Source organism: Pseudomonas sp. LPB0260, from assembly GCF_013388395.1.
In genome coordinates, this window is sequence record NZ_CP058247.1 from 5,529,303 (window position 1) to 5,551,176 (window position 21,874).

The 21,874-nt window shown below is 69.3% G+C and carries 17 protein-coding genes; 6 read left to right on the top strand and 11 right to left on the bottom strand.

The annotated features are described in order from the left end of the window. Positions 1-6 precede the first annotated feature (6 nt). The 5 genes from LPB260_RS24770 to LPB260_RS24790 all read right to left on the bottom strand — a co-directional run bounded on the left by LPB260_RS24770 (position 7) and on the right by LPB260_RS24790 (position 7,510). Positions 7-1,383, bottom strand: coding sequence for a sodium:alanine symporter family protein (locus tag LPB260_RS24770; protein ID WP_208708538.1), 1,377 nt, complete (start codon positions 1,381-1,383; stop codon positions 7-9). 271 nt (positions 1,384-1,654) lie between these two features. Further along, the gene (gene gcvP / locus LPB260_RS24775; protein ID WP_208708539.1) at positions 1,655-4,510 is read right to left on the bottom strand and encodes an aminomethyl-transferring glycine dehydrogenase; all 2,856 of its coding nucleotides are present in this window, start codon (positions 4,508-4,510) and stop codon (positions 1,655-1,657) included. Between the two features lie 10 nt (positions 4,511-4,520). Beyond that, positions 4,521-4,904, bottom strand: coding sequence for a glycine cleavage system protein GcvH (gene gcvH / locus LPB260_RS24780; RefSeq protein ID WP_208708540.1), 384 nt, complete (start codon positions 4,902-4,904; stop codon positions 4,521-4,523). Between the two features lie 357 nt (positions 4,905-5,261). Continuing rightward, on the bottom strand, positions 5,262-6,668 hold the full coding sequence (locus tag LPB260_RS24785) for an FAD-binding oxidoreductase (RefSeq protein ID WP_208708541.1): 1,407 nt from the start codon (positions 6,666-6,668) through the stop codon (positions 5,262-5,264). A 38-nt stretch (positions 6,669-6,706) separates the two neighbouring features. After that, positions 6,707-7,510 (bottom strand): SirB1 family protein, encoded by an 804-nt coding sequence (locus LPB260_RS24790; RefSeq protein ID WP_208708542.1) that lies wholly within the window; start codon positions 7,508-7,510, stop codon positions 6,707-6,709. 173 nt (positions 7,511-7,683) lie between these two features. On the opposite strand from LPB260_RS24790, the gene LPB260_RS24795 reads away from it, so the two are divergent. The 4 genes from LPB260_RS24795 (at position 7,684) to LPB260_RS24810 (ending at position 12,444) form a co-directional block, all read left to right on the top strand. After that, the gene (locus LPB260_RS24795; protein ID WP_208708543.1) at positions 7,684-8,706 is read left to right on the top strand and encodes a Glu/Leu/Phe/Val dehydrogenase dimerization domain-containing protein; all 1,023 of its coding nucleotides are present in this window, start codon (positions 7,684-7,686) and stop codon (positions 8,704-8,706) included. A 124-nt stretch (positions 8,707-8,830) separates the two neighbouring features. After that, positions 8,831-9,922 (top strand): pyruvate dehydrogenase (acetyl-transferring) E1 component subunit alpha, encoded by a 1,092-nt coding sequence (gene pdhA / locus LPB260_RS24800; RefSeq protein WP_208708544.1) that lies wholly within the window; start codon positions 8,831-8,833, stop codon positions 9,920-9,922. Continuing rightward, positions 9,915-10,901: an alpha-ketoacid dehydrogenase subunit beta gene (locus LPB260_RS24805; RefSeq protein ID WP_208708545.1), complete on the top strand. Its 987-nt coding sequence runs from the start codon at positions 9,915-9,917 to the stop codon at positions 10,899-10,901. Before pdhA ends, LPB260_RS24805 begins: the two co-directional genes overlap by 8 nt. Before the next feature lie 436 nt (positions 10,902-11,337). Further along, on the top strand, positions 11,338-12,444 hold the full coding sequence (locus LPB260_RS24810) for a dihydrolipoamide acetyltransferase family protein (protein ID WP_208708546.1): 1,107 nt from the start codon (positions 11,338-11,340) through the stop codon (positions 12,442-12,444). An 18-nt stretch (positions 12,445-12,462) separates the two neighbouring features. Here the strand turns inward: LPB260_RS24810 and LPB260_RS24815 are convergent, their stop codons facing one another. Together LPB260_RS24815 and LPB260_RS24820 are read right to left on the bottom strand one after the other, a co-directional pair. Continuing rightward, positions 12,463-13,287 carry a cytochrome b5-like heme/steroid binding domain-containing protein gene (locus LPB260_RS24815; protein ID WP_208708547.1) on the bottom strand — a complete coding sequence of 275 codons (825 nt, stop codon included), beginning with the start codon at positions 13,285-13,287 and terminating at the stop codon, positions 12,463-12,465. Next, the gene (locus LPB260_RS24820; protein ID WP_208708548.1) at positions 13,284-14,582 is read right to left on the bottom strand and encodes a ferric reductase-like transmembrane domain-containing protein; all 1,299 of its coding nucleotides are present in this window, start codon (positions 14,580-14,582) and stop codon (positions 13,284-13,286) included. Before LPB260_RS24820 ends, LPB260_RS24815 begins: the two co-directional genes overlap by 4 nt. 286 nt (positions 14,583-14,868) lie before the next feature. On the opposite strand from LPB260_RS24820, the gene LPB260_RS24825 reads away from it, so the two are divergent. Continuing rightward, positions 14,869-15,489: a DUF1326 domain-containing protein gene (locus LPB260_RS24825; RefSeq protein WP_208708549.1), complete on the top strand. Its 621-nt coding sequence runs from the start codon at positions 14,869-14,871 to the stop codon at positions 15,487-15,489. Between the two features lie 37 nt (positions 15,490-15,526). Here LPB260_RS24825 and LPB260_RS24830 read toward each other — a convergent pair whose 3' ends face one another. From LPB260_RS24830 to LPB260_RS24845, 4 genes are all read right to left on the bottom strand, one after another. Further along, positions 15,527-17,470, bottom strand: coding sequence for a DEAD/DEAH box helicase (locus tag LPB260_RS24830; RefSeq protein ID WP_208708550.1), 1,944 nt, complete (start codon positions 17,468-17,470; stop codon positions 15,527-15,529). 143 nt (positions 17,471-17,613) lie between these two features. Next, on the bottom strand, positions 17,614-18,567 hold the full coding sequence (gene cysD, locus LPB260_RS24835) for a sulfate adenylyltransferase subunit CysD (RefSeq protein WP_208708551.1): 954 nt from the start codon (positions 18,565-18,567) through the stop codon (positions 17,614-17,616). A 7-nt stretch (positions 18,568-18,574) separates the two neighbouring features. Beyond that, entirely contained in the window at positions 18,575-19,381 is an 807-nt protein-coding gene (locus tag LPB260_RS24840; RefSeq protein ID WP_208708552.1) for a DUF6671 family protein, read from the bottom strand. A gap of 10 nt (positions 19,382-19,391) precedes the next feature. Then, positions 19,392-20,831 (bottom strand): NADP-dependent isocitrate dehydrogenase, encoded by a 1,440-nt coding sequence (locus tag LPB260_RS24845; protein ID WP_208708553.1) that lies wholly within the window; start codon positions 20,829-20,831, stop codon positions 19,392-19,394. Positions 20,832-20,927: 96 nt separating this feature from the next. Here LPB260_RS24845 and LPB260_RS24850 point away from each other — a divergent pair, with 96 nt between their 5' ends. Further along, positions 20,928-21,842 (top strand): LysR family transcriptional regulator, encoded by a 915-nt coding sequence (locus LPB260_RS24850; protein ID WP_208708554.1) that lies wholly within the window; start codon positions 20,928-20,930, stop codon positions 21,840-21,842. Positions 21,843-21,874: the final 32 nt, after the last annotated feature.

Genomic DNA, 21,874 nt, shown 5'->3' on the forward strand with positions numbered 1-21,874 from the left:
GAGGGGTTAGCGTTGTACGACAGCGGCGCCGCCGACGCTGGCCTTGTTGGCGAAATGGTCGCGGGTCAGCTTGACCACCACCGGGCTGAGCAGCAGCAGCGACAGCAGGTTGGGCAGTGCCATCAGGCCGTTGAGGGTGTCGGCCAGCAACCAGGCGAAGTCCAGTTGGGCGATGGCGCCGAACGGCACGGCCAGCACCCAGATGATGCGGAACGGCATGATCGCCTTGGTGCCGACCATGAACTCCCAGCACTTCTCGCCGAAGTAGCTCCAGCCGAGGATGGTGGTGAAGGCGAAGACCACCAGGGCGATGCTCAGCAGGGCGCCGCCGAAGCCGGGCATGGCCGCTTCGAAGGCCGCCGCCGACAGGGCCGCGCCGCTCTCGCCGCTGGTCCACACGCCGGAGGCGATGATCGCCAGGCCGGTCATGCTGCAGATGATGATGGTGTCGATGAAGGTCCCGAGCATGCCGATCATCCCCGAGCGCACGGCGCTGTTGGTGATGCCGGCCGCCTGGGCGATGCCGGCGGTGCCCAGGCCCGCCTCGTTGGAGAAGATGCCGCGGGCCACACCGAAGCGGATCGCCGCCATCACCGCCGCGCCGGCGAAGCCACCGGCAGCGGCGATCGGGCTGAAGGCGTGGGTGAAGATCAGCTCGAAGGCGCCGGGGATGGCGTCGGCGAAGGCCACCAGCACCGCCACGGCGGCGACGATGTAGGCCACGCACATGAACGGCACCAGGGTCGCGGCGACCTTGCCGATGCGCTGGATGCCGCCGAGGATCACCAGGCCGACCAGCACCATGCTGACCAGGCCGGTGGCCCACAGCGGGATGTCGAAGGTGCTTTCCAGGGCGTGGGCCATGCTGTTGACCTGGACCATGTTGCCGATGCCGAAGCCGGCCAGGCCGCCGAAGATGGCGAAGGCGGTGCCCAGCCACAGCCACTTCTTGCCCAGGCCGTTCTTGATCGCGTACATCGGCCCGCCGACGTGCTCGCCGCGGTCGTCCTTCTCGCGGTAATGCACCGCCAGCACCACTTCACAGTATTTGGTGGCCATGCCGACCAGGGCGGTGCACCACATCCAGAACAGCGCGCCGGGGCCGCCGAGGAAGATGGCGGTGGCCACGCCGGCGATGTTGCCGGTACCGACGGTGGCGGCCAGGCAGGTCATCAGCGCCTGGAACGGGCTGATCTCGCCGCTGGCCGCATCGTCCTTCTTGCGGCCTTGCCACATCAGGGCGAAGCCGGCGCCGATCTTGCTCAGCGGCATCAGCTTCAGGCGCAGCATGAGGAACAGACCGGTACCGAGGATCGCCACCAGCATCGGTGGGCCCCAGACCAGGCCGTTGATTTGATTGACCAGAGAGGTGATGAATTCCATGTAACGCTCCTTTTCTTGTTGTTAGGGCGCAGGGGTGGCCTGCTTCGAATAAGGGCTGTCGTGCGGTTGTGCCGCGATGGGAATTGCTGTTTTGCGCTAAACGATCCGCCGTGCAACGACGAACCGGTTGTGGGTGCGCGCTGTGTGCCATGGGTTTGCCGACACAGGGACGCACACCGCGCACCCACAAACTCCTGCCGGCCTCGAGCCGCTCAACGCCGCTCGAGGCCACTGTTGGCTGGCCCGGCATGCGCCGGGCCAGGGGTGCTGCTTAGGCGTCCTGGTAGGCCTCGATCGATGGGCAGGCGCAGATCAGGTTGCGGTCGCCGAACACGTTGTCGACCCGGCCGACCGGCGGCCAGTACTTGCCGTCCACCAGGGAGGCGAGCGGGTAGACCGCCTGCTCGCGGCTGTAGCCGTGGGTCCACTCGCCGACCAGCTCCAGGGCGGTGTGCGGCGCGTTCTTCAGCGGGTTGTCCTCGGCGTCCAGGTCACCACGCTCGACCGCGCGGATTTCCTCGCGGATGGCGATCATGGCGTCGCAGAAACGATCCAGTTCTTCCTTGGACTCGCTCTCGGTCGGCTCGATCATCAGCGTGCCGGCCACCGGGAAGGACATGGTCGGGGCGTGGAAGCCGAAGTCGATCAGGCGCTTGGCCACGTCGTCGACGCTGATGCCGCTGCTTTCCTTGAGCGGGCGGATGTCGAGGATGCACTCGTGGGCCACCAGGCCGCCTTCGCCGCTGTACAGCACCGGGTAGTGCTCTTCCAGGCGACGGGCGATGTAGTTGGCGTTGAGGATGGCCATCTGCGAGGCGCGCTTGAGGCCTTCGCCGCCCATCATGGTGATGTACATCCAGGTGATCGGCAGGATGCTGGCGCTGCCGAACGGCGCCGCGCTGACCGCGCCTTCCTTGCGCGCCATCTTGTCGTGGCCCGGCAGGAAGGGGATCAGGTGCGACTTGACGCCGATCGGGCCGACGCCCGGACCGCCACCGCCGTGGGGGATGCAGAAGGTCTTGTGCAGGTTCAGGTGCGAGACGTCGCCGCCGAACTGGCCCGGGGCGCAGAGGCCGACCATGGCGTTCATGTTGGCGCCGTCGATGTACACCTGGCCGCCGTTATCGTGAACGATCTGGCAGATCTCGCGGATGCCTTCCTCGAACACGCCGTGGGTCGACGGGTAGGTGATCATCAGCGCGGCCAGGCGGTGCTGGTGCTCCTGGGCCTTGGCGCGCAGGTCGTCGATGTCGACGTTGCCGCGGGCGTCGCAGGCGGTCACCACCACGCGCATGCCGGCCATGCTGGCGGTGGCCGGGTTGGTGCCGTGGGCGGACTGCGGGATCAGGCAGATGTCGCGCTGCTCCTCGCCGCGGCTGCGGTGGTAGGCGCGGATCGCCAGCAGGCCGGCGTACTCGCCCTGGGAGCCGGCGTTCGGCTGCAGGGACACGCCGTCATAGCCGGTGGCGGCGCACAGCATGGCCTCCAGCTCGTCGGTCAGCTGCTGGTAACCCTGGCTCTGCTCGGCCGGGGCGAAGGGGTGCAGGTTGCCGAACTCCGGCCAGGTGACCGGGATCATCTCGCTGGCGGCGTTGAGCTTCATGGTGCAGGAGCCCAGCGGGATCATGCTGCGGTCCAGGGCCAGGTCCTTGTCGGCCAGCTTGCGCAGGTAGCGCATCAGCTCGGTTTCGCTGTGGTAGCGGTTGAACACTTCGTGCTGCAGGATCGCCGACTGGCGCAGCAGGGCCTGGGGCAGGCGGGCGGCAGTGGCGGCGGCCAGCTCGGCGAAGTCCGGGAGGTTCTGGCCCGGCTCGGCGAAGACTTCCCACAGGCGCTCGACGGCGGCCTGGTCGGTGGTCTCGTCCAGCGACAGGCCGAGGCGCTCGGCGTCGATCTCGCGCAGGTTGATGCCCATCTCGCGGGCCTGCTGGTGCAGCTGCGCGGTGCGCGCACCGGTGGCCAGGGTCAGGGTATCGAAGAAGCTCTCCTGCTCGGCGGCCAGGCCCAGCTTGGCCAGGCCCGCGGCGAGGATGGCGGTCAGCTGGTGCACGCGCTGGGCGATGGCGGTCAGGCCCTGGGGACCGTGGTACACGGCGTACATGCTGGCGATGTTGGCCAGCAGCACCTGGGCGGTGCAGATGTTGCTGGTGGCCTTCTCGCGGCGGATGTGCTGCTCGCGGGTCTGCATGGCCAGGCGCAGGGCCGGCTTGCCGAAACGGTCGACCGAGACGCCGACCAGGCGGCCGGGCATGTCGCGCTTGAAGGTGTCGCGGGTGGCGAAGTAGGCGGCATGCGGGCCGCCGAAGCCCAGCGGCACACCGAAGCGCTGGGCGCTGCCGATGGCCACGTCGGCGCCGAACTCGCCCGGGGCGCTGAGCAGGGTCAGGGCCAGCAGGTCGGCGGCCACGGCGACCAGCGCCTTGGCCTCGTGGAAGCGCTCGACCAGCTCGCGGTAGTCGAAGATGTCGCCGTTGCTGGTCGGGTACTGCAGCAGGGCGCCGAAGTAGGCGCTGGCGTCGGCGATTTCGCGCTCGTCACCGACCACCACTTCGATGCCCAGGGGCTCGGCACGGGTGCGCAGCACGTCGAGGGTCTGCGGGTGGCAATGCTGCGAGGCGAAGAAGGCGTTGCTGGCCTTGTTCTTCGACAGGCGCTTGCAGAAGGTCATGGCCTCGGCGGCGGCGGTGGCTTCGTCCAGCAGCGAGGCGTTGGCGATCGGCAGGCCGGTGAGGTCGCTGATCAGGGTCTGGAAGTTCAGCAGCGCTTCCAGGCGGCCCTGGGAGATTTCCGGCTGGTAGGGGGTGTAGGCGGTGTACCAGGCCGGGTTCTCCAGCAGGTTGCGCAGGATCGGGCTCGGCGTGTGGGTGCCGTAGTAGCCCTGACCGATGTAGGTCTTGAACTGCAGGTTCTTGGCGGCGATGGCCTTGATCTTGGCCAGGGCGTCGGCCTCGCTCAGGCCCGGGGTCTGGCCGAGCACGCTGGTGCCCTTGATGGTCTCCGGGATGACGCTGGCGATCAGCGCCTCGACGGAGTCGAAGCCCAGGGTGGCGAGCATGGCGGCGGTGTCGGCGTCACGCGGGCCGATATGCCGGGCGATGAATTCGTTCTGGGTAGTGAGTTCAGACATGGCGCGGCCCTCAGGCTTCGTCGTTGGCTTTGAGCAGACGCTGGTAGGCGTCCTGGTCGAGCAGGGCGGCGACAGCGCTGGCATCGGTGGGGCGGAAGCGGAAGAACCAGCCCTTGTTCAGCGGGTCTTCGTTGACCAGCTCCGGGCTGCCTTCCAGCTCAGCGTTGACTTCGACGATTTCACCGTCCAGCGGCATGGCGATGTTGCTGGCGGCCTTCACCGACTCCAGCACGGCCACTTCGTCGCCCTGGGCATAACCCTGCGCTTCCGGCAGCTGCACGAACACCACGTCACCCAGGGCTTCCTGGGCATAGGCGGTGATGCCAACGGTAACCAGGCCATCGGCATCCTGACGCAGCCATTCGTGATCGACGGTAAAACGCAATTCGCTCATGTGAACTCCTCAAGTGGGCGGGTTCGCCCGTTTCTGCTGCGGGCGTGATCGGGGCGCTCGTGCCGGGCAGCGAGCCATCTGGCAGAAGACTAAGCAAGGGTAGTGCCATTGATAAAAAAATCAATAAAATCAATAAGTTAACGTTCGGCATATGAAGTGGTGTGCCGATGTTCTGTATTGAAATCAATACGGCTGGGATAGGTGCGAGCCGAATCGACGGGCAGGAGCCGCTGATGTCGCGGTTTGGCAGGTGTGCGTCGCTTTTGTGTCGATTTCGTTACGACGTATCGAAATCGATACGGTCGGACTGCCTTGCCCTACGACTGTCCGCGCCAGGGTGGCGCACCCGGCGCCCGATCAGCCCATCAGGCGTTCCATGAAGTCCGCCAGCCGGGCCGCCAGGGTGCGGCGCCAGGCCGGGCTGCGCGGATTCGCCAGCACCCGGTCCTCGTGGCGGAAACTGTTGGCGATGGCGTTGTAGCCGAGCCAGCGCCAGGGCTCCGGCTCCCAGGCGCGCAGGCTGGTCAGCGGCCGCCCGGCGAGCACCCAGGGTTGTTCGGTCAGGGGGCTGGCGCGGCCGAGCATGAGGTCGGCCAGGGTGCGCCCGGCCAGGTTGCTGGCGCCCACGCCCTCGCCGCCATAGCCGCCGGCCAGGGCGATGCGGCTTTGTCGGTCGAGCAGCATGTGCGGCTGGAAGCGCCTGGCCATGCCGAGGTTGCCGCCCCAGGCATGGCTGATCTCGACATTGCGCAGCTGCGGGAACAGCTCGCCGAGCAGTTCGCGGCGCAGGCCGATTTCCCCGTCATCGAGGGCGAAGTCCTGGCGCAGCCGACCGCCGAAGCGGTAGCCGCCGCGGGCGCCGAACACCAGGCGGTCGTCGGCGCTGCGCTGGCCGTAGGTGACCTGGCGGCTGAACTCGGCGAAGGCCTGGCCGCGGTCCAGGCCGATCTCCTGCCACAGCGCGCGCGGCAGGGGCGCGGTGGCCACCATCAGGCTCTGCACCGGCAGCTGATAGCGGCCCAGAGGCGGCAGTTCGGCGGCATAGCCCTCCACGGCCGGCACTATCCAGTCGGCCTGCAGCTCGCCCTGGGCGGTGCGCAGCAGGCCCGGCTGCCAGTGGCTGACCCGGCTCTGCTCGAACAGCCGTACCCCCAGGCGCTCGACCGCCAGGGCCAGGCCACGGACCAGCCTGGCCGGCTGGAGGGTGGCGCAGTGCGGGCTGTAGATGGCGCCGAGCGCGCCGTTGAGGCGCAGCTGCCGGTTCAGCTCGGCCGGCGTCAGCCAGCGGTAGTCGGCCTCGCCCAGGCCCAGGCGAAGCAGTGCGTCGAGCCAGGTGCGCAGGCGCCCGGCCTGCTCCGGATAGCGCGCCGCGCAGTGCAGCACACCGCCCTTGCGGTAGTCGCAGGCGATGCCCTCGCGCTGCAGCACCGTCGCCACCTCGTCGGGAATGCCGTGCAGCAGCTCGAAGGCCGCGTGGCGGCGCTCGGTCGGCAGGTCGCCGAGCAGGCGTTCCTCGCCCAGCAGGCCGCCCAGCAGCCAGCCACCGTTGCGCCCCGAGGCGCCGAAGCCGGCGTACTCGGCCTCAAGCAGGGCGATGCGCAGCGTGGGCGCCTGGCGCTTGAGGTAGTAGGCGGTCCAGAGGCCCGTGTAGCCGGCGCCGATGATCGCCACGTCGACTTCCAGGCTGCCGGCCAGCGCCGCACGGGTCGGCGCGGGCGGGTCGGCTTGCTCCATCCACAGGCTGATCGGCGGCCGGGCCGGCATCGCGGGCTCCTTCTCGTGCGTCACCCGGCGCGGCGGCGTCAGTGCAGCGCCGGGCTGGCGCTTAGCCGACGCAGGCGCTCGCCGAGCTGCAGGCGCTGGGCCGGCTCATCGCACAGCAGCAGGGCGCGCTGCAGGTCGAAGCGTTCGGCCTGGGGGCAGTCCAGCTGGTGGTAGAGGTCGGCGCGGGCCAGGTGGTCGGCGACGCTCGGCGGGCCCAGTTGCAGCACCCGCTCGGCATCCTTGAGGGCGGCCAGCGGGTCGTCGTTGAGTTGATGCAGCTGGCGCAGGTTACGCGACAGGCGCTGCAGCATGGCCCCGGCGTCGCAGCCCAGCAGGTGCGCGGCCGTCAGTTCGGCGTGGCCGCCGAGCTGACGCAGCAGCAGCTCGCGGCAATCGCGGGTGTACAGGCGCCGCCCGCCGCAGGGGTCGAGCAGGTGGTCGGCCCCCGGCACGCGCAACAGAAAGCGTCCGGGGAAGTTCACCCCCTGCAGGGGGATCTCCAGGCGCCGGGCCAGCTCCAGGGCGATCAGCGCCAGCGACAGCGGCTGGCCGCGGCGCTGGCGCAGCACCAGGTGCAGCAGGGCGCCCCGCGGTTGTGGCGGGCTGGCGTCGTCCTCGTGGAAGTCCAGCTCGTTGAGGCGGCGCAGCAGCGGCTGCGCCAGTTCCCGGGCGGGCAGGTCGGGCAGGCCGTTGGCCACCAGCTGCTGCAAGGAGTGCAGCTCGCGCAGCAGCAGCTGCGGCTGCAGCGCCGGGTCGTGCTCGGCGGCAATCCACAGCGCCGCCTCGAACAGGGCGGGCGGCTCACGGTCCAGGCAGGCAAGGCAGGATTGGCGGGGGCTCATGGTCACCTCGGCGAATCACTGGTTTGTAGCCGGCCAGGACGCTGGCGTCCAGTCTTGTGTCGGCTTGCCCCGGCGCCTGCGGAGGGCCTGCCTATACTGGCGATAACGACGATGCTCGGCGGAGCGGCAAGCGGATCGAGCGCCGCGCCGTCGCGAGCCCAAGGAGCCACAGCATGTTCGCCATGATGGAAGCCTCGCGGCTGGAGGAACTGCACCTCGCCCAGGACCCGGCAACCGGGCTCAAGGCGGTGATCGCCATCCACAGCACCCGCCTGGGTCCGGCCCTCGGCGGTTGCCGCTACCTGCCCTACCCCGACGAGCAGAGCGCCATTCGCGACGCCATCGGCCTGGCCAGGAGCATGAGTTACAAGGCGGCGCTGGCGGGCCTGGAGCAGGGCGGCGGCAAGTCGGTGCTCATCCGCCCGGCCCATGTGGCGAATCGCGGCGCGCTGTTCGAGGCCTTCGGCCGCATGATCGAGAGCCTGGGTGGGCGCTACATCACCGCCGTGGACAGCGGCACCTCCAGCGCCGACATGGACTGCATCGCCCAGCACACCAATCACGTCACCAGCACCACCCGCGGCGGCGACCCCTCGCCGCACACGGCCATGGGCGTGTTCGCCGGGATTCGCGCCACCGCCCTGGCCCGCCTGGGCAGCGACGACCTGACGGGCCTGCGCGTGGCCATCCAGGGCCTCGGCCACGTCGGCTATGCCCTGGCCGAGCAGCTGCACGCGGTCGGCGCCGAGTTGCTGGTCAGCGACCTGGACCCCGGCCGGGTGCAGCTGGCGGTCGAGCAGCTGGGCGCCCAGGCGGTGCCCAGCGAGTCCCTGCTCGCCACGCCCTGCGACATCCTCGCGCCCTGCGGCCTGGGCGGCATCCTCGACGCCGAGACGGTTCAGCAGCTGCGCTGCTCCGCGGTGGCGGGGGCGGCGAACACCCAGCTGGCCAGTGCGGAGGTCGCCGACACCCTGCAGGACCGCGGCATCCTCTATGCGCCGGACTACGTGATCAATTCCGGCGGGCTGATCTACGTGGCGCTGCAGCACCGTGGCGCGAGCCTGGCCACCATTACCGCGCACCTGACCAAGATCAGCGAGCGCCTGACGGAAATCTACGCCCACGCCGAGACCGAGAATCGCTCGCCGGCGCGGGTCGCCGACAGCCTGGCCGAGCGCCTGCTGTACGGCCGCTGAGGGGGCGCGCCGAGCGCCCTGCGACAGAGCGGGATGCCCGCCTACCGGCGGTGCCCCGGGTCAGCCCGCCGCCACGAGCGGCGGGTGCCGCTCAACCACCTACCAGGTGCCGAGGAGGTTTCGCATGCCTGAGAGTCTGAAACTGCCCTACACCCGTTACCTCGATCCGCATGGCGGCCTGGTCGGCGCGCTGCCGGATTGGGCCGACGACTTCGACCTGCTGATCCGCCTGTACCGGCAGATGGTGCTGACCCGCCTGTTCGACCAGAAGGCCGTGGCCCTGCAGCGCACCGGGCGCATCGGCACCTACGCGCCGACCGTCGGTCAGGAGGCCATCGGCGTGGCCATCGGCGCGCGGATGCGCCCCGAGGACGTGCTGGTGCCCTATTACCGCGACACCGCGGCGCAGGTCATGCGCGGGGTGAAGATGGAGGAAATCCTCCTCTACTGGGGCGGCGACGAGCGCGGCAGTGCCTACGTCGATCCGGCCGTGGGGCAGGATTTCCCGCTGTGCGTGCCGATCGCCACCCAGGCCCTGCATGCCTGCGGGGTGGCCACGGCGATGAAGATCCGTGGCGAGCACCGGGTGGCGGTGACCACCTGCGGCGATGGTGCCACCAGCAAGGGCGACTTCCTCGAGGCGCTGAACGTCGCCGGCGCCTGGCAGTTGCCGGTGGTGTTCGTGGTCAACAACAACCAGTGGGCCATCTCGGTGCCGCGACGCATCCAGTGCGGCGCCCCGACCCTGGCGCAGAAGGCCATCGGCGCGGGCTTTCACGGCGAGCAGGTGGACGGCAACGATATCCTCGCCGTCTACGACCGCATGGGCAGCGCCCTGGAGCGCGCCCGCCAGGGCAAGGGGCCGGTGCTGCTGGAGTGCCTCAGCTACCGCCTGGGCGACCACACCACCGCCGACGACGCCAGCCGCTATCGCCCGGCCGCCGAGGTCAAGCAGGCCTGGCAGGAGGAGCCGATCAAGCGCCTGCAGAGCTACCTGGCGGCCCAGGGGGTGTGGGACGAGAAGCGCGAGCAGGAACTGGTCGGCGAGTGCCAGGGCCTGGTGCAGCGGGCCGTGGAAGCCTTCGAGGCGGCCGGCGAGCAGCCCGTCGACAGCGTCTTCGACTACGTCTACGCGCAGTGGCCGGCGGCCCTGGCCGAACAGCGCGAGACGCTCAGGGAGCGGGCCGCGCGCCGCGAGGAGAAGCGCCATGAGTGAGCAGAAGCTGAGCCTGCTGGAGGCGGTCAACCTGGCCCTGCACCGGGCCATGGCCGAGGACGAGAATGTCGTGGTCCTCGGCGAGGACATCGGCGTCAACGGCGGCGTGTTCCGCGCCACCCTCGGCCTGCGCGAGGCCTTCGGCTTCAAGCGGGTGATCGATACGCCACTGGCCGAGACCATGATCGCCGGCCTGGCGGTCGGCATGGCCGCCCAGGGCCTCAAGCCGGTGATGGAAATCCAGTTCATGGGCTTCATCTACCCGGCCCTGGACCACCTGGTGTCCCACGCCAGCCGCCTGCGCAACCGCACCCGCGGCCGCCTGACCTGCCCCATGGTGCTGCGCACGCCGATGGGCGCCGGCATCCGCGCCCCGGAGCACCACAGCGAGAGCACCGAGGCGATGTTCGCCCAGGTGCCCGGCCTGCGCGTGGTCATGCCCTCGTCGCCGGCGCGGGCCTATGGCCTGCTGCTGGCGGCCATCGACGACCCCGACCCGGTGATCTTCCTCGAGCCGACCCGGTTGTACCGGATGAACCCCCAGGTGCTGGTCGACGACGGCAAGCGCCTGCCGCTCGATAGCTGCTTCACCCTGCGCGAGGGCAGCGACCTGACCCTGATCAGCTGGGGCGCCAGTGTGCACGAGACGCTGCAGGCCGCCAGCCAGCTGGCCGAGCAGGGCATCGCCGCCGAGGTGATCGACGTCGCCTGCGTCAAGCCGCTGGACCTCGACACCCTCGAGGCCTCGGTGCGCAAGACCGGGCGCTGCGTGATCGTCCACGAGGCGCCGAAGAGCTGCGCGGTCGGCGCGGAGATCGCCGCCAGCCTCTACGAGCGGGCCCTGCTCGACCTGCAGGCGCCAATCCAGCGGGTCACCGCGCCGGACATTCCACCGCCGCTGTACCGCCTGGAGCAACTCTACATTCCGGGTGTCGAGGACATACTCGCCGCCTGCGAGACGGTACTGAACTACGCCTGAGACGCCGCCGCGCCGATGCGCCCTCATGCACGGCGCATCCTCCGTAGGGTGCGCCCCGCGCACCGGCAACACTGGCGGTACGACGGTGCGCGCAGCGCACCCTACCCAGGCAAACCGTAGGGTGCGCCGTGCGCACCGGCAGCACCACCGCAGGACGACGGTGCGCGTAGCGCACCCTACCCCGGCAAACCGTAGGGTGCGCCGTGCGCACCGGCAGCACCACCGCAGGACGACGGTGCGCGTAGCGCACCCTACTCAGGCAAACCGTAGGGTGCGCCGTGCGCACCGGCAGCACCACCGCGGGACGACGGTGCGCAGAGCGCACCCTACTCAGGCAAACCGTAGGGTGCGCCGTGCGCACCGGCAGCCCCACCGCGGGACGATGGTGCGCAGAGCGCACCCTACGCGGGCACAAGGCCAACGAGGAGATGCAACGATGAAATACTTCAAGCTGCCCGACCTGGGCGAAGGCCTGCAGGAAGCCGAGATCGTCGAGTGGCACGTCAAGGCCGGCGACACGGTGAAGACCGACCAGCTGCTGGTCTCGGTGGAAACCGCCAAGGCCATCGTCGACATCCCCGCGCCCTACGATGGTGTGGTGCACAAGACCTTCGGCGCCGAGGGCGACATCCTGCATGTCGGCGAGCCGCTGTTGGCCTACGAGGGCGAGGCCGACTCCGGCACCGTGGTCGGCCGCTTGGAGGGCGGCGGTGAGGCCCAGGCCGACAGCTTCTTCGTCGGCGCCGCGCCCTCGACCCGCGAGCACCTGGCGCCGCGCGCCACCCCGGCGGTGCGCCAGCTGGCGCGCCAGCTGGGCGTCGACCTGGGCAGCCTGAGCGGCACCGGCAGCGACGGCCTGATCACTCGCGCCGACGTCGAGGCCGCCACCCAGACCGCCCGCGACAAGTTCGGCGGCGAGAAGCTGCGCGGCGTGCGGCGCAGCATGGCGATCAACATGGCCCGCTCCCACGCCGAGGTGGTGCCGGTGGTCATAGTCGGCGACGCCGACCTGCATCGCTGGAAGCAGGCCCGCGACCCGCTGGTGCGTCTGGCCCAGGCCATCGCCGCGGCCTGCGCGGTGGAACCGGTGCTCAACAGCTGGTTCGACGGCAAGAACCTGTCGATCAAGCAGCACGAGCAGCTCGACCTGGGCATCGCCGTGGACAGCCCCGAGGGCCTGTTCGTGCCGGTGCTGCGCAACGTCGGCGCGCGCAGCGCCGAGGACCTGCGCGAAGGGGCGACGCGCCTGCGCGCGGACGTCAAGGCGCGCTCCATCCCGCCCCAGGAAATGATGGGCGCGACCCTCACCCTGTCCAACTTCGGCACCCTGTTCGGCCGCTACGCCAACCCCATCGTGGTGCCGCCGCAGGTGGCGATCATCGGCGCCGGCGGCATCCGCGACGAGCCGGTGGCGGTGGACGGCAAGGTGGTGGTGCACCCGATCCTGCCGCTGTCGCTGACCTTCGACCATCGCGCGGTCACCGGCGGCGAGGCGGCGCGCTTCCTCAAGGCGCTGGTGCAGGCGCTGGAGGCGCCTGAATAGGCGCCTGCGGCCAGGCGGTCAGCGCCACTGGTAGACCCCGCGATTCAAGGCATCGCGCACGGCGGAAATGATCTTTGCGCCGCGCAGGGTGGCGCCGGTCAGGCCATCGTAGTCCTGTACCACCTGGGCCGGCTCATAGAGATCGAAGACCCTTTCCAGGGGCTGGCCTTCCAGGTGGGCGATGGCCTGGCGGTATTGTTGCAGCACCGGGTAGAGCGCCTCCTGCTCGGCCAGTTTCAGATAATCGATACCGGCATAGGCGAGGTAGCGCAGCTCGATGTCGTGCAGCCGATGGTCGCGCAGGTGGAACTGCAGGCTCACCTGCATCTCGCCGCGGTCGGAGAAGTGGCCGCGGTAGATGCCGTCGAGGTAGCTACCCGGCGCCAGGCCGAGCAATACCTTGGCAGAAGGCCGCGACGAGGCGGCATTGGCCGGCGGAATGGCGGCTCCGGTGGCGGCGGTGGGCATGGCCTGCTCCGGCGCCAGGCGGCCGATCAGCAGCGGCTGCAAGAGCCGCGAGGCGCTGGCGCTGTGGGGCTGGCCCGGGCGCTTGTTGTGCCAGGCCTGGCTGGCATCCTTACCGCACCAGGAAAGTGTCTGTTGCGGGTCGCCAGGATGTTCGGCGAGGTAGCGGGTGACGTCGTACACCAGGCCGTCGATGGCCTTCCAACAACTGTCGCGGTGGTCATGCCGGGCCAGTTCGTCCGGAGCGATCAATCGCGGCGTGTCGGCCGCGACGGCATGCTGCGGCGCGCCGGTTCCGAGCAGATGGGCCGCCAGCAGGGTCAGCACGGCGCTGACGAAGGCGACGAGGGCGGTGTAGGCGGTTTTGTTGAGGTTCATAGGAATTCGAATGCCTCCGTGTGGATCAGCTTGGGGTCGGCTCCGGTCGCGCGCAGCAGCGCCTGGACATGCCGGAGCATGGCCGGCGGCCCGCAGATGTAGATCTCGCGCTCACGAAAGTCGGGGCAGTGCGCCTGCAGGAAGGCCTCGCTGAGGGGGCCGCAGTCGAAAAAGTAATGGGTGGTGACGCTCAGCCGCGGCTGGTGGGCCGCGATGGCCTGCAGTTCCTTGAGGTAATAGGCCCGTTCGGCTCGGTCAGCCAGGTACAGCAGGCTGACGTGGCCGGCCGCCCCGGAAGGACCGGCCAGGGCGCGTGCGGCGCTGACGAAGGGCGCGATCCCGATGCCGCCACCCAGCCACAGCTGAGCGCGTGCCGGTGCCCGGCGCTCGAACAGCTGGCCATAGGGGCCCTCGACCTGCACTTGGCTGCCCAGGGGCAGCTCATGCAGGGCGCGGCTGGCATCGCCCAAGGCCTTGATGCCCAGCGTTAGCTCGGCAGCGCCCGGCGCCGAGCTGATGGTGAACGGATGCTCCTCCCCGCAGCCGGCGCTGAGTGATGGCTCCCGGGGGGTGAGGTAGACGAACTGCCCGGCCTGGTGAGCGATGCCGGCACCGCTCGGCCGCAGGCTGATCTCCATGACGTCCGGGGCGAGGCGGGTCAGTGCCGTTACCCGGTAGTTCTGGCGGGCGAAGGTCGGCGCCAGCAGTTTGCGCCAGGCGATCGCCGCCCAGGCGAGCAGGATCAGCAGCCAGACTCCAGGGTTGTCCGGGCTGAGGGGCAGGGCGTGCAGCAGGGCCAGCAGCAAGGTGAGCGCAGACAGCAGGTGCAGGCGCTTCCAGCGCTGATAGTGAAAGCGTTCGGACAGTTGGAAGGTTGGCGCAAGGAACACCACCATCACGGCCAGGGCCAGCCAGCCGACCCAGATCAGGTAGGCCGAGAGTGGCGGGAAGAGCACTTTGGTGGCAGCTGTCGGCGACTCCGGCAAGGCGGCAAAGCCGAGCAGCAGGGCGTGGCCGAGGATCAGGATGAAGGCGATGAAACCCAGGCGCCGGTGCAGCCGCCAAAGGCGCGGCAAACCGCCGAGCCAGCGGTCCAGTCGTGGCAAGCGAATGCACATGGCAGCCGTCACCAGCAGGCTGCACAACCCGGCCACGCCAGCCAGGAGGCCCGCCAAACCCAGCCAGCGCGCGGCGCCCTCGCCAGGCATGGCCCACAGTCGCGGCCAGGCCAGCAAGAGCGGCAGCAGGAGCAGCGCAGCGAGCACCAGGTCGCAGTACTTCAACTTTCCAGGCATCAGGCCTCCTGGGCGAGCCGGCCCATGGCGAGGCATGGGCCACTGATTGCCCAGCTCGGCAATCATCTCCGTTGCAAGCATGGTCGAAAACCCGGGTAGCGCCAGCCGGCTTAGCGCCCGCCCAAGCGCCTGGCGCGAGCACTGCGGCGACAGCGGGACCTCCTATACTGAAATCGGGATTGTGGTTGCTCTGTCAGCGGGGGGCAGTTGTTCAGTCAACGTATCGGCGTTGGCGGGCAGGTGATTGGACGGTTTTGCCAAGGCTGCGTGCAGCCGAGGAGGCCAGATGACTCGCTGGAGCTTCGAGGCGGACTACTTCACCGCCTGCAACTGCGACTGGGGTTGCCCGTGCAACTTCAACGCGCGACCGAGCGAAGGGCGCTGCATGGGCTGGGGCGCCTGGAGCATCCTCACTGGCCAGTTCGCCGAGCTCAAGCTCGATGGCCTGCGCTTCGCCCTCTATTACAAGTTTCCCGGGCTGGTCGAGGAGGGCCAGGGCAGTGCCTGCCTGTACCTCGACAGCCGCGCCGACACCGAGCAGCGCCAGGCCCTGCAGGCCATCGGCAGCGGCCAGGCCGGCGGCGGCATCTTCGAGCTGTTCGGCACGCAGCTGGTCAGCCAGTGGTTGCCGACCAAGGTGGCGCCGATCGACTTCGAGTTCGCCGGCGGCCAGGGCCGGGTGAGCATCGAGGGCTTCGCCGAGGCCGAGAGCGAATTGCTCAGCTACCCCGACGGCAGCGTCATCGAACCCTGGGTCGACCTGCCCCACGGCATCGAATACAAACGCGGCCTGATGACCAACGCCAAGCGCTGGTGGTGGCGCGACGAGCAACTGCTGGCGAGCTACGCCAACAAGTACGGTGCAGTGGCGCGGGTCCGGTTCAGCGAGCAGGGCTGCGTCGGTTGAGGGCTTTGCGGATCTGGACGGGTCATCTGGGCCTGCCTCAGCCCTTGCCCCGCCTCGCCAGCAGTTCGCTCGCGCCCCGGGGCTTGCGGGTGAACCACAGCACGCGGCTGACGCCGCGGGTGATGGCGACATAGGCCAGGCGCAGGCTTTCGTCCTGCATGGCCTGGTCGTAGCTGTTGCGGAAGAACCCCGACTGGGCGTAGAGGGCGTTGCGCAGCGGGTGCTTTTCCGGCGGCGCGCAGTCGTCGACGATGACGGCGACCTCGGCCTGCAGGCCCTTGGCGCGGTGGATGGTGTAGGCCTTGACCGGCAGCTTGCGCTCCAGCTGGGCCTGGATGGCCTGCAGGGGTTGGTTGCGCCGGCTCAGGACCAGCACGGCGGTGCGTTCGCGGCTTGGGCGTGCGGCAGCATGCCGGCACTGCGCCTCGATTTCCTTGATCAGCTCCGGCAGGCGCGCCTTGAGGTCGAAGCCCGTTACCAGCCTGACGCCGTGATCGCCCGGCTGCGCGGCCTTGAACGCCTGGCTGCGCTTGGCCTGATTGAATTCCACCCCTGCCAGCACCGCCTCGCCGTCGCGGATCACCGGCTCGATGGAGCGGTAGTTGGTTTCCAGCATGAGCACGGTGCTGTGCTTCGAGCGGCCGCGGCCAGGGAAATGCCTGTCGAAGTCCATGAACAGTTCGGGCGAGCTGCCGCGCCAGCCGTAGATCGACTGCCAGTCGTCGCCGATCGCCATCAGGCTGACCGCCTGTTTCTGGCGCTGCAGGGCGCGGTGCAGGGCCTGCAGCCACTGCACGATCTGCGGCGAGATGTCCTGGAACTCATCGATCAGCAGGTGCTGGAAGGGCGCCAGGGCCTGGGCCGGGACGTCGGCCGCGCCAGCGGCGAGGCTGTCGGTGAGGCGCTGGAAGGCGCCGTTGAAGGTCATCAGGCCCTGGGCCTGCAGGCTGGCCTGGAAGCAGCGCCAGAACGGGATCAGGGCCTCGACGAAGGTGCGCTCGCCGGCCGCGCCGGACAGCTCCGCCGGCTGCAGCCGCTCGATGCGCAGGCCGATGCTTTCGATGAACCCGGCCTGGGCATGGAAGGCCTCGTACAAGGGCGCCGGGGTGAGCTCGCCAGCCAGCTTGAAGCCGTCCAGGGGCGCCTTGGCGGCCGCCTGGCGCTGGCCTGCGTCGGCGGGCGGCGGCAACCCCAGCAGGCTGTGCACCCGCTGGCGAAACTGCGGGTCCTGGTCGTAGCAATCCTGATACGCCTGCTTGAGCAGGCGCGCCTGGGCCGGGCGCAGCCGCGCACCGGTCAACGGGTTGTCCGGCTCGCCGCCCGCCTTGTCGTCCAGCTGTTCGAACCAGGCCGGCTGGTCGAGCACTTCCCGGGCCAGGGCGGCCATCGCCGAGTGGAAGGTGCGCACCGTTTGCCGGGCCATGGCGGCGTCGAAGGGGAGCTGCCAGAACGCCAGGATCCGCAGCAACTGCTCGCGCAGCTCGGCGCAGGAGGCGTTGGTGAAGGAGATCACCGTCAGCCGGCCGGGCTCGATTCCCAGGTGACAGAGCATGAACACCACGCGCAGCACCAGGGTGGTGGACTTGCCCGAGCCGGCGCCGGCGAAGATGCGCGTGGCCGGCGCGCGGCAGAGGATCATCGCCCACTGCTCCTCGGAAGGCGGGCTGATCACCCTCGCGGCCACGGCGGCGGCGACCCGCTCGCGCATCGCTTGAGCCTGCGCATCCGCGACCGGCAGCGGGGCGGGGCCGTAGATGCCGGGGCTGGCCTGCTGGGTGGCCTTGTTCGGGCCGGGCGCCTTTTTCCGGGGAGTGCTCGGCTTCCTGGCACTGGCGGCGCCGGGCCTGCTCGAGCGCCGGGCGGGAGGCGGTTCGACCAGGCCGGCCTCACGCTCGGCGCGCAGGTAGGCGGTGGTGCGTGGGAAATAGCGTGCCAGCGCCCCGGAGAGCAACAGCTTGTAGCGGGCGACGGCAGCCAGCATTCGATGAGGTTCCCTTGGTTAATAGGTATCTCATTGAATGATATGTGTTTTCTGCATGCGCCTGGCAGCTGTCGGGTTGTTTGCGCCGCGCCGGGGTAGGCGCGGCCGGTTCCGGGTGCTTAGCGGCGCCAGTTGGCGGCGAGCTAGAAGTAGCCTTCGATCTTCTTCTTCTCCATCGAGCCTTCCTGATCGTGGTCGATGATCCGCCCCTGGCGCTCCGAGGTGGTGCAGGTGAGCATTTCCTGAATGATCTGCGGCAGTTCGCGGGCGGTGGAGGCCACCGCGCCGGTCAGCGGGTAGCAGCCGAGGGTGCGGAAGCGCACCCAGCGCGGCTGGACGCTGGCGCGCTGCTGCGCCGTCAGGTGCGGCAGGATGCGCTCGTCGTCGATGCAGATCAGGGTGCCCTGGTGGTCGACCACCGGCCGCTCGGCCGCGCGGTACAGGTCGACGATCTCGATCTGCTCCAGGTGGATGTACTGCCAGATGTCCAGCTCGGTCCAGTTCGACAGGGGGAACACGCGCAGGCTCTCGCCGGGGCCGACCCTGCCGTTGTACAGGTTCCACAGCTCCGGGCGCTGCTGCTTGGGGTCCCAGCGATGCTTGGCGTCGCGGAACGAGAACACCCGCTCCTTGGCCCGCGACTTCTCCTCGTCGCGGCGGGCGCCGCCGAAGCAGGCGTCGAAGCGATAGCGATCCAGGGCCTGCTTGAGCGCCTCGGTCTTCATGATGTCGGTGTACTTGGCCGAGCCGGCGGAGAAGGGCGTGATACCCGCGCTCACTCCGTCGGGGTTGATGTGCACCAGCATCTCCAGGCCCAGCTTGGCGGCCAGGCGGTCGCGAAACGCGCCCATCTCCTGGAACTCCCAGCCGGTGTCCACATGCAGCAGCGGGAAGGGCACCGGGGCGGGGTAGAAGGCCTTGCGCGCCAGGTGCAGGAGCACCGTGGAGTCCTTGCCGATCGAGTAGAACAGGCAGGGATTCTGCCGCTCCGCCACCACCTCGCGGAGAATGTGCATGGCCTCGGCCTCGAGGGCGCGCAGGTGGGTCAGCTGTGGTGCGCCGGCGGGCACCGTTGGCGAATGAATGATGGCGTTCATGGCAGCCTCATGGGTTGCACAGCTGGCAATCGGCTGGGTCGGCCCAGCCCTGGATTTCGCGGCTTTCGCCATGGCTGCAGGCCGGGCACAGCCAGTGCTCGCGCGTCGCCCTCCGGGTCGGATAGTCGCAGGCGCGGCAGCGTTGGCCGGAGTCGATGCGGGCCAGGGCGAAGCCCGGCGCCGTGCATTGCGGGCAACGGCAGCTGAGGCGCTCGGCCAGTCGCCCCGCGGCGCTGCGGATCACCCGCTGGCGGCTCGGGTTGAGGTGCGCGCGCATGTCGCTTTCCAGCCAGAGCTCGCCTTGTGCGGCGAGTATCGCAGCGGCCTGCTGCAGGGCGCTGGCCACGCGCAGGCCCTTGCTGAACCAGGGCTCGCCGCTGCGCCCGAGGATCAGCCCGTGCTCGGGGAAGCCGATCTGGCTGGCGAACTGCTCCACCTCGTCCAGGCGGGTGACCAGGCGCTGCGCATAATTGGTGTCGCTCGAACCCTGGCTGGCGTAGACCGGGTAGCCGCGCTCGCGGTCCCACCAGCACAGCAGCTCGCTGTCCCAGGGCAGGCAGCCGAGATACGGGTCGCGGCCGAAGCTGCCCTCGCTGCCCAGGCCGAAGCGTGTGCCGGCGCGCTCGGCGGCCATGCGGGCCTTGGCCAGGGCGGTTTCCTGGGCACTGCCGGGGCGCTCGACTTCGCGGCTGAAGGTGCCGAAGCGGTCGGTGTCGTAGTCGCCGACCGTCAGCACCTGGTAGCCGCAGGCGGCCAGGGGCTCGGCCACCAGCGGCGCCTTGCCGTGGCAGGTCAGGAAGGCCAGTGTCTGCATGTTGTTCCCCTCAGCCGTGGACCGCGGCGTAACCGGGTGCGCCGTCGAAGTTGTAGAGGTTCTCGGTCTTGATCGGCTCGAAGCCGGCCATGTACAGGCGGGTTTGCAGTGACAGCAGCTCGCCGAAGTCGAGGGTATCGCCTGAGTCCGCGAGGAAGCGGCAGCGCCAGTGGTCGACGCAGGAGGTCTCGGGGAAGCCCTTGGGCCACACCTTGACCCCGCGGTTGGTGATCACCGACAGCGGCAGGCCGGGGATGCCAAGGGACTTGAGGCGCTGGCCGAGGGCATCGGGGTCCCGGCCCTTGTGGTGCAGGAAGATGTCCACGCCCACCAGCTGTTTGCGCGCGGCCGGGCGCTCGGCCAGCGGTTTCAGGGCGATGCGGCTGTCGTCGGGGTAATCCACGGCCTTGAGGCGTTCGGGGCGCTGGCCGAGGCGGGCGATGATGGCCTCGGCGAACTCGCGGGTGCCGAGTTTCTGCCGGCTGTGCTCGGCATCGAAGATGTCGTAGGTGTGCAGGCCCTCTTCCAGGGTGCGCAGCCAGGCGTTGTGGATGCGCGTGGCCACCTCGCCCTGGCCGATGTGCAGGAGCATGAGGATGGCGCCTTGCAAGAGGCCCGAGGGGTTGGCCAGGTTCTGCCCGGCGCGCCGCGGCGCCGAACCGTGGATGGCCTCGAACATCGCGCACTGCTGGCCGATATTGGCCGAGCCGGCCATGCCGACGCTGCCGGCGATCTGCGCGGCGACATCGGAGAGGATGTCGCCGTAGAGGTTGGGCATGACGATGACGTCGAACAGCTCCGGCGTGTCGGCCAGCTTGGCCGCGCCGATGTCGACGATCCAGCAGTCCTGCTCCAGCTCCGGGTAGTCGCGGCCGATCTCATCGAAGACCTGGTGGAACAGGCCGTCGGTGAGCTTCATGATGTTGTCCTTGACGAAGCAGCTGACCTTGCGCCGGCCATGCTGGCGGGCGTATTCGAAGGCGTAGCGGACGATGCGTTCACAGCCCGGGCGCGAGATCAGCTTGAGGCACTGGTAGACCTCGTCGCTCTGGCGGTGCTCGATGCCGGCGTAGAGGTCTTCCTCGTTCTCGCGGACGATCACCAGGTCCATGCTCGGGTGGCGGGTCGCGACGAAGGGCGCGTAGGCCACGCAGGGGCGCACGTTGGCGAACAGGCCGAGGGCCTTGCGGGTGGTGACGTTGAGGCTCTTGTAGCCACCGCCCTGGGGGGTGGTGATCGGCGCCTTGAGAAACACCCGGGTGCGTCGCAGCGAGTCCCAGGCCTCGGGGGCGATGCCCGCGCTCTCGCCGCGCAGGTAGACGGCCTCGCCGACCTCGATCACCTCGGGCGCTATCGCCGCGCCGGCGGCCTCGAGGATCTGCAGGGTGGCCTGCATGATTTCCGGGCCGATGCCGTCGCCGTAGGCCACGGTAATGGGCGTCTTGTACATGGGAACCTCGTCGTTTCGGGTGGGCGAGGCTATTCTCGGAAGAATTCTTCATTGTTGATAATCGATTTAACTGCAAACAAGCATCGCGGATAAGCAATGGAAAGACTGCGTTTTCACACTCGCCAGACCACCTTCCGCCAGCTGGAGATATTCCGCGAGGTGGCCGAGCGCCTGAGCGTTACCGAGGCCGCCCATGCGTTGCACCTGGCCCAGTCGTCGGTGTCCAGCCAGTTGGGCAAGCTGCAGCAGGCCCTGGGCCTGAGCCTGTTCGAGCAGATCGGCAAGCGCCTGTACCTGACCGATGCCGGACGCGAGGTGCTGCACAGTACCCGCGAGCTGTTCGATGCCCTCGACCGCCTGGAGATGCGCCTCGGTCAGTTGCATGGCCTGACCGCCGGCCAGTTGCGCCTGGGCGTGGTGACCACCGCCAAGTACCTGGTGCCGCGCCTGCTCGGCCCGTTCTGCCAGGCGCACCCGGATGTCGAGGTGCAGTTCAACGTCGCCAACCGCTCCGAGGTGATCCGGCGCCTGCAGGACAACCTTGATGACCTCTACGTGTTCAGCCAGCCGCCCGAGCACCTGGATATCCAGGCCACGCCCCTGGCGGACAACCCGTTGGTGGTGATCGCCCCGGCCCGCCACCCGCTGGCCGAGCGTCGCAACCTGCGCTGGGAGTACCTGGCCGACCAGCGTTTCATCAGCCGCGAGGCCGGCTCCGGAACCCGGCGCGCCATCGAGGAGCATTTCGCCCGCTGCGGCTGGACCCTCAAGCCGCACATGACCATCGAAAGCAACGAGGCGATCAAGGAGTCGGTGGCCGCCGGCCTGGGCATTGCGATCCTGTCACGCCATACCCTGGTGCATACGGCGCCGGGCAATCTGGTGGAGTTGGATGTGGAGCAGTTCCCGATCCCCAACCGCTGGTACCTGGTGCGCTGGCGCAGCAAGCCGCCATCGCCGGTGGCGCAGGCGTTCTCCCGCTTCGTGAGTTCGGGCGCTTCATTGCTGTAGGGCGGCGCCGGGTTCCGCCGCCGGATCGATGG

Excerpts from the sequence above, each read along its gene's own strand:
- LPB260_RS24770 (WP_208708538.1), bottom strand. The coding sequence starts at position 1,383 with ATGGAATTCATCACCTCTCTGGTCAATCAAATCAACGGCCTGGTCTGG.
- gcvP (WP_208708539.1), bottom strand. The coding sequence starts at position 4,510 with ATGTCTGAACTCACTACCCAGAACGAATTCATCGCCCGGCATATCGGC.
- gcvH (WP_208708540.1), bottom strand. The coding sequence starts at position 4,904 with ATGAGCGAATTGCGTTTTACCGTCGATCACGAATGGCTGCGTCAGGAT.
- LPB260_RS24785 (WP_208708541.1), bottom strand. The coding sequence starts at position 6,668 with ATGCCGGCCCGGCCGCCGATCAGCCTGTGGATGGAGCAAGCCGACCCG.
- LPB260_RS24790 (WP_208708542.1), bottom strand. The coding sequence starts at position 7,510 with ATGAGCCCCCGCCAATCCTGCCTTGCCTGCCTGGACCGTGAGCCGCCC.
- LPB260_RS24795 (WP_208708543.1), top strand. The coding sequence starts at position 7,684 with ATGTTCGCCATGATGGAAGCCTCGCGGCTGGAGGAACTGCACCTCGCC.
- pdhA (WP_208708544.1), top strand. The coding sequence starts at position 8,831 with ATGCCTGAGAGTCTGAAACTGCCCTACACCCGTTACCTCGATCCGCAT.
- LPB260_RS24805 (WP_208708545.1), top strand. The coding sequence starts at position 9,915 with ATGAGTGAGCAGAAGCTGAGCCTGCTGGAGGCGGTCAACCTGGCCCTG.
- LPB260_RS24810 (WP_208708546.1), top strand. The coding sequence starts at position 11,338 with ATGAAATACTTCAAGCTGCCCGACCTGGGCGAAGGCCTGCAGGAAGCC.
- LPB260_RS24815 (WP_208708547.1), bottom strand. The coding sequence starts at position 13,287 with ATGAACCTCAACAAAACCGCCTACACCGCCCTCGTCGCCTTCGTCAGC.
- LPB260_RS24820 (WP_208708548.1), bottom strand. The coding sequence starts at position 14,582 with ATGCCTGGAAAGTTGAAGTACTGCGACCTGGTGCTCGCTGCGCTGCTC.
- LPB260_RS24825 (WP_208708549.1), top strand. The coding sequence starts at position 14,869 with ATGACTCGCTGGAGCTTCGAGGCGGACTACTTCACCGCCTGCAACTGC.
- LPB260_RS24830 (WP_208708550.1), bottom strand. The coding sequence starts at position 17,470 with ATGCTGGCTGCCGTCGCCCGCTACAAGCTGTTGCTCTCCGGGGCGCTG.
- cysD (WP_208708551.1), bottom strand. The coding sequence starts at position 18,567 with ATGAACGCCATCATTCATTCGCCAACGGTGCCCGCCGGCGCACCACAG.
- LPB260_RS24840 (WP_208708552.1), bottom strand. The coding sequence starts at position 19,381 with ATGCAGACACTGGCCTTCCTGACCTGCCACGGCAAGGCGCCGCTGGTG.
- LPB260_RS24845 (WP_208708553.1), bottom strand. The coding sequence starts at position 20,831 with ATGTACAAGACGCCCATTACCGTGGCCTACGGCGACGGCATCGGCCCG.
- LPB260_RS24850 (WP_208708554.1), top strand. The coding sequence starts at position 20,928 with ATGGAAAGACTGCGTTTTCACACTCGCCAGACCACCTTCCGCCAGCTG.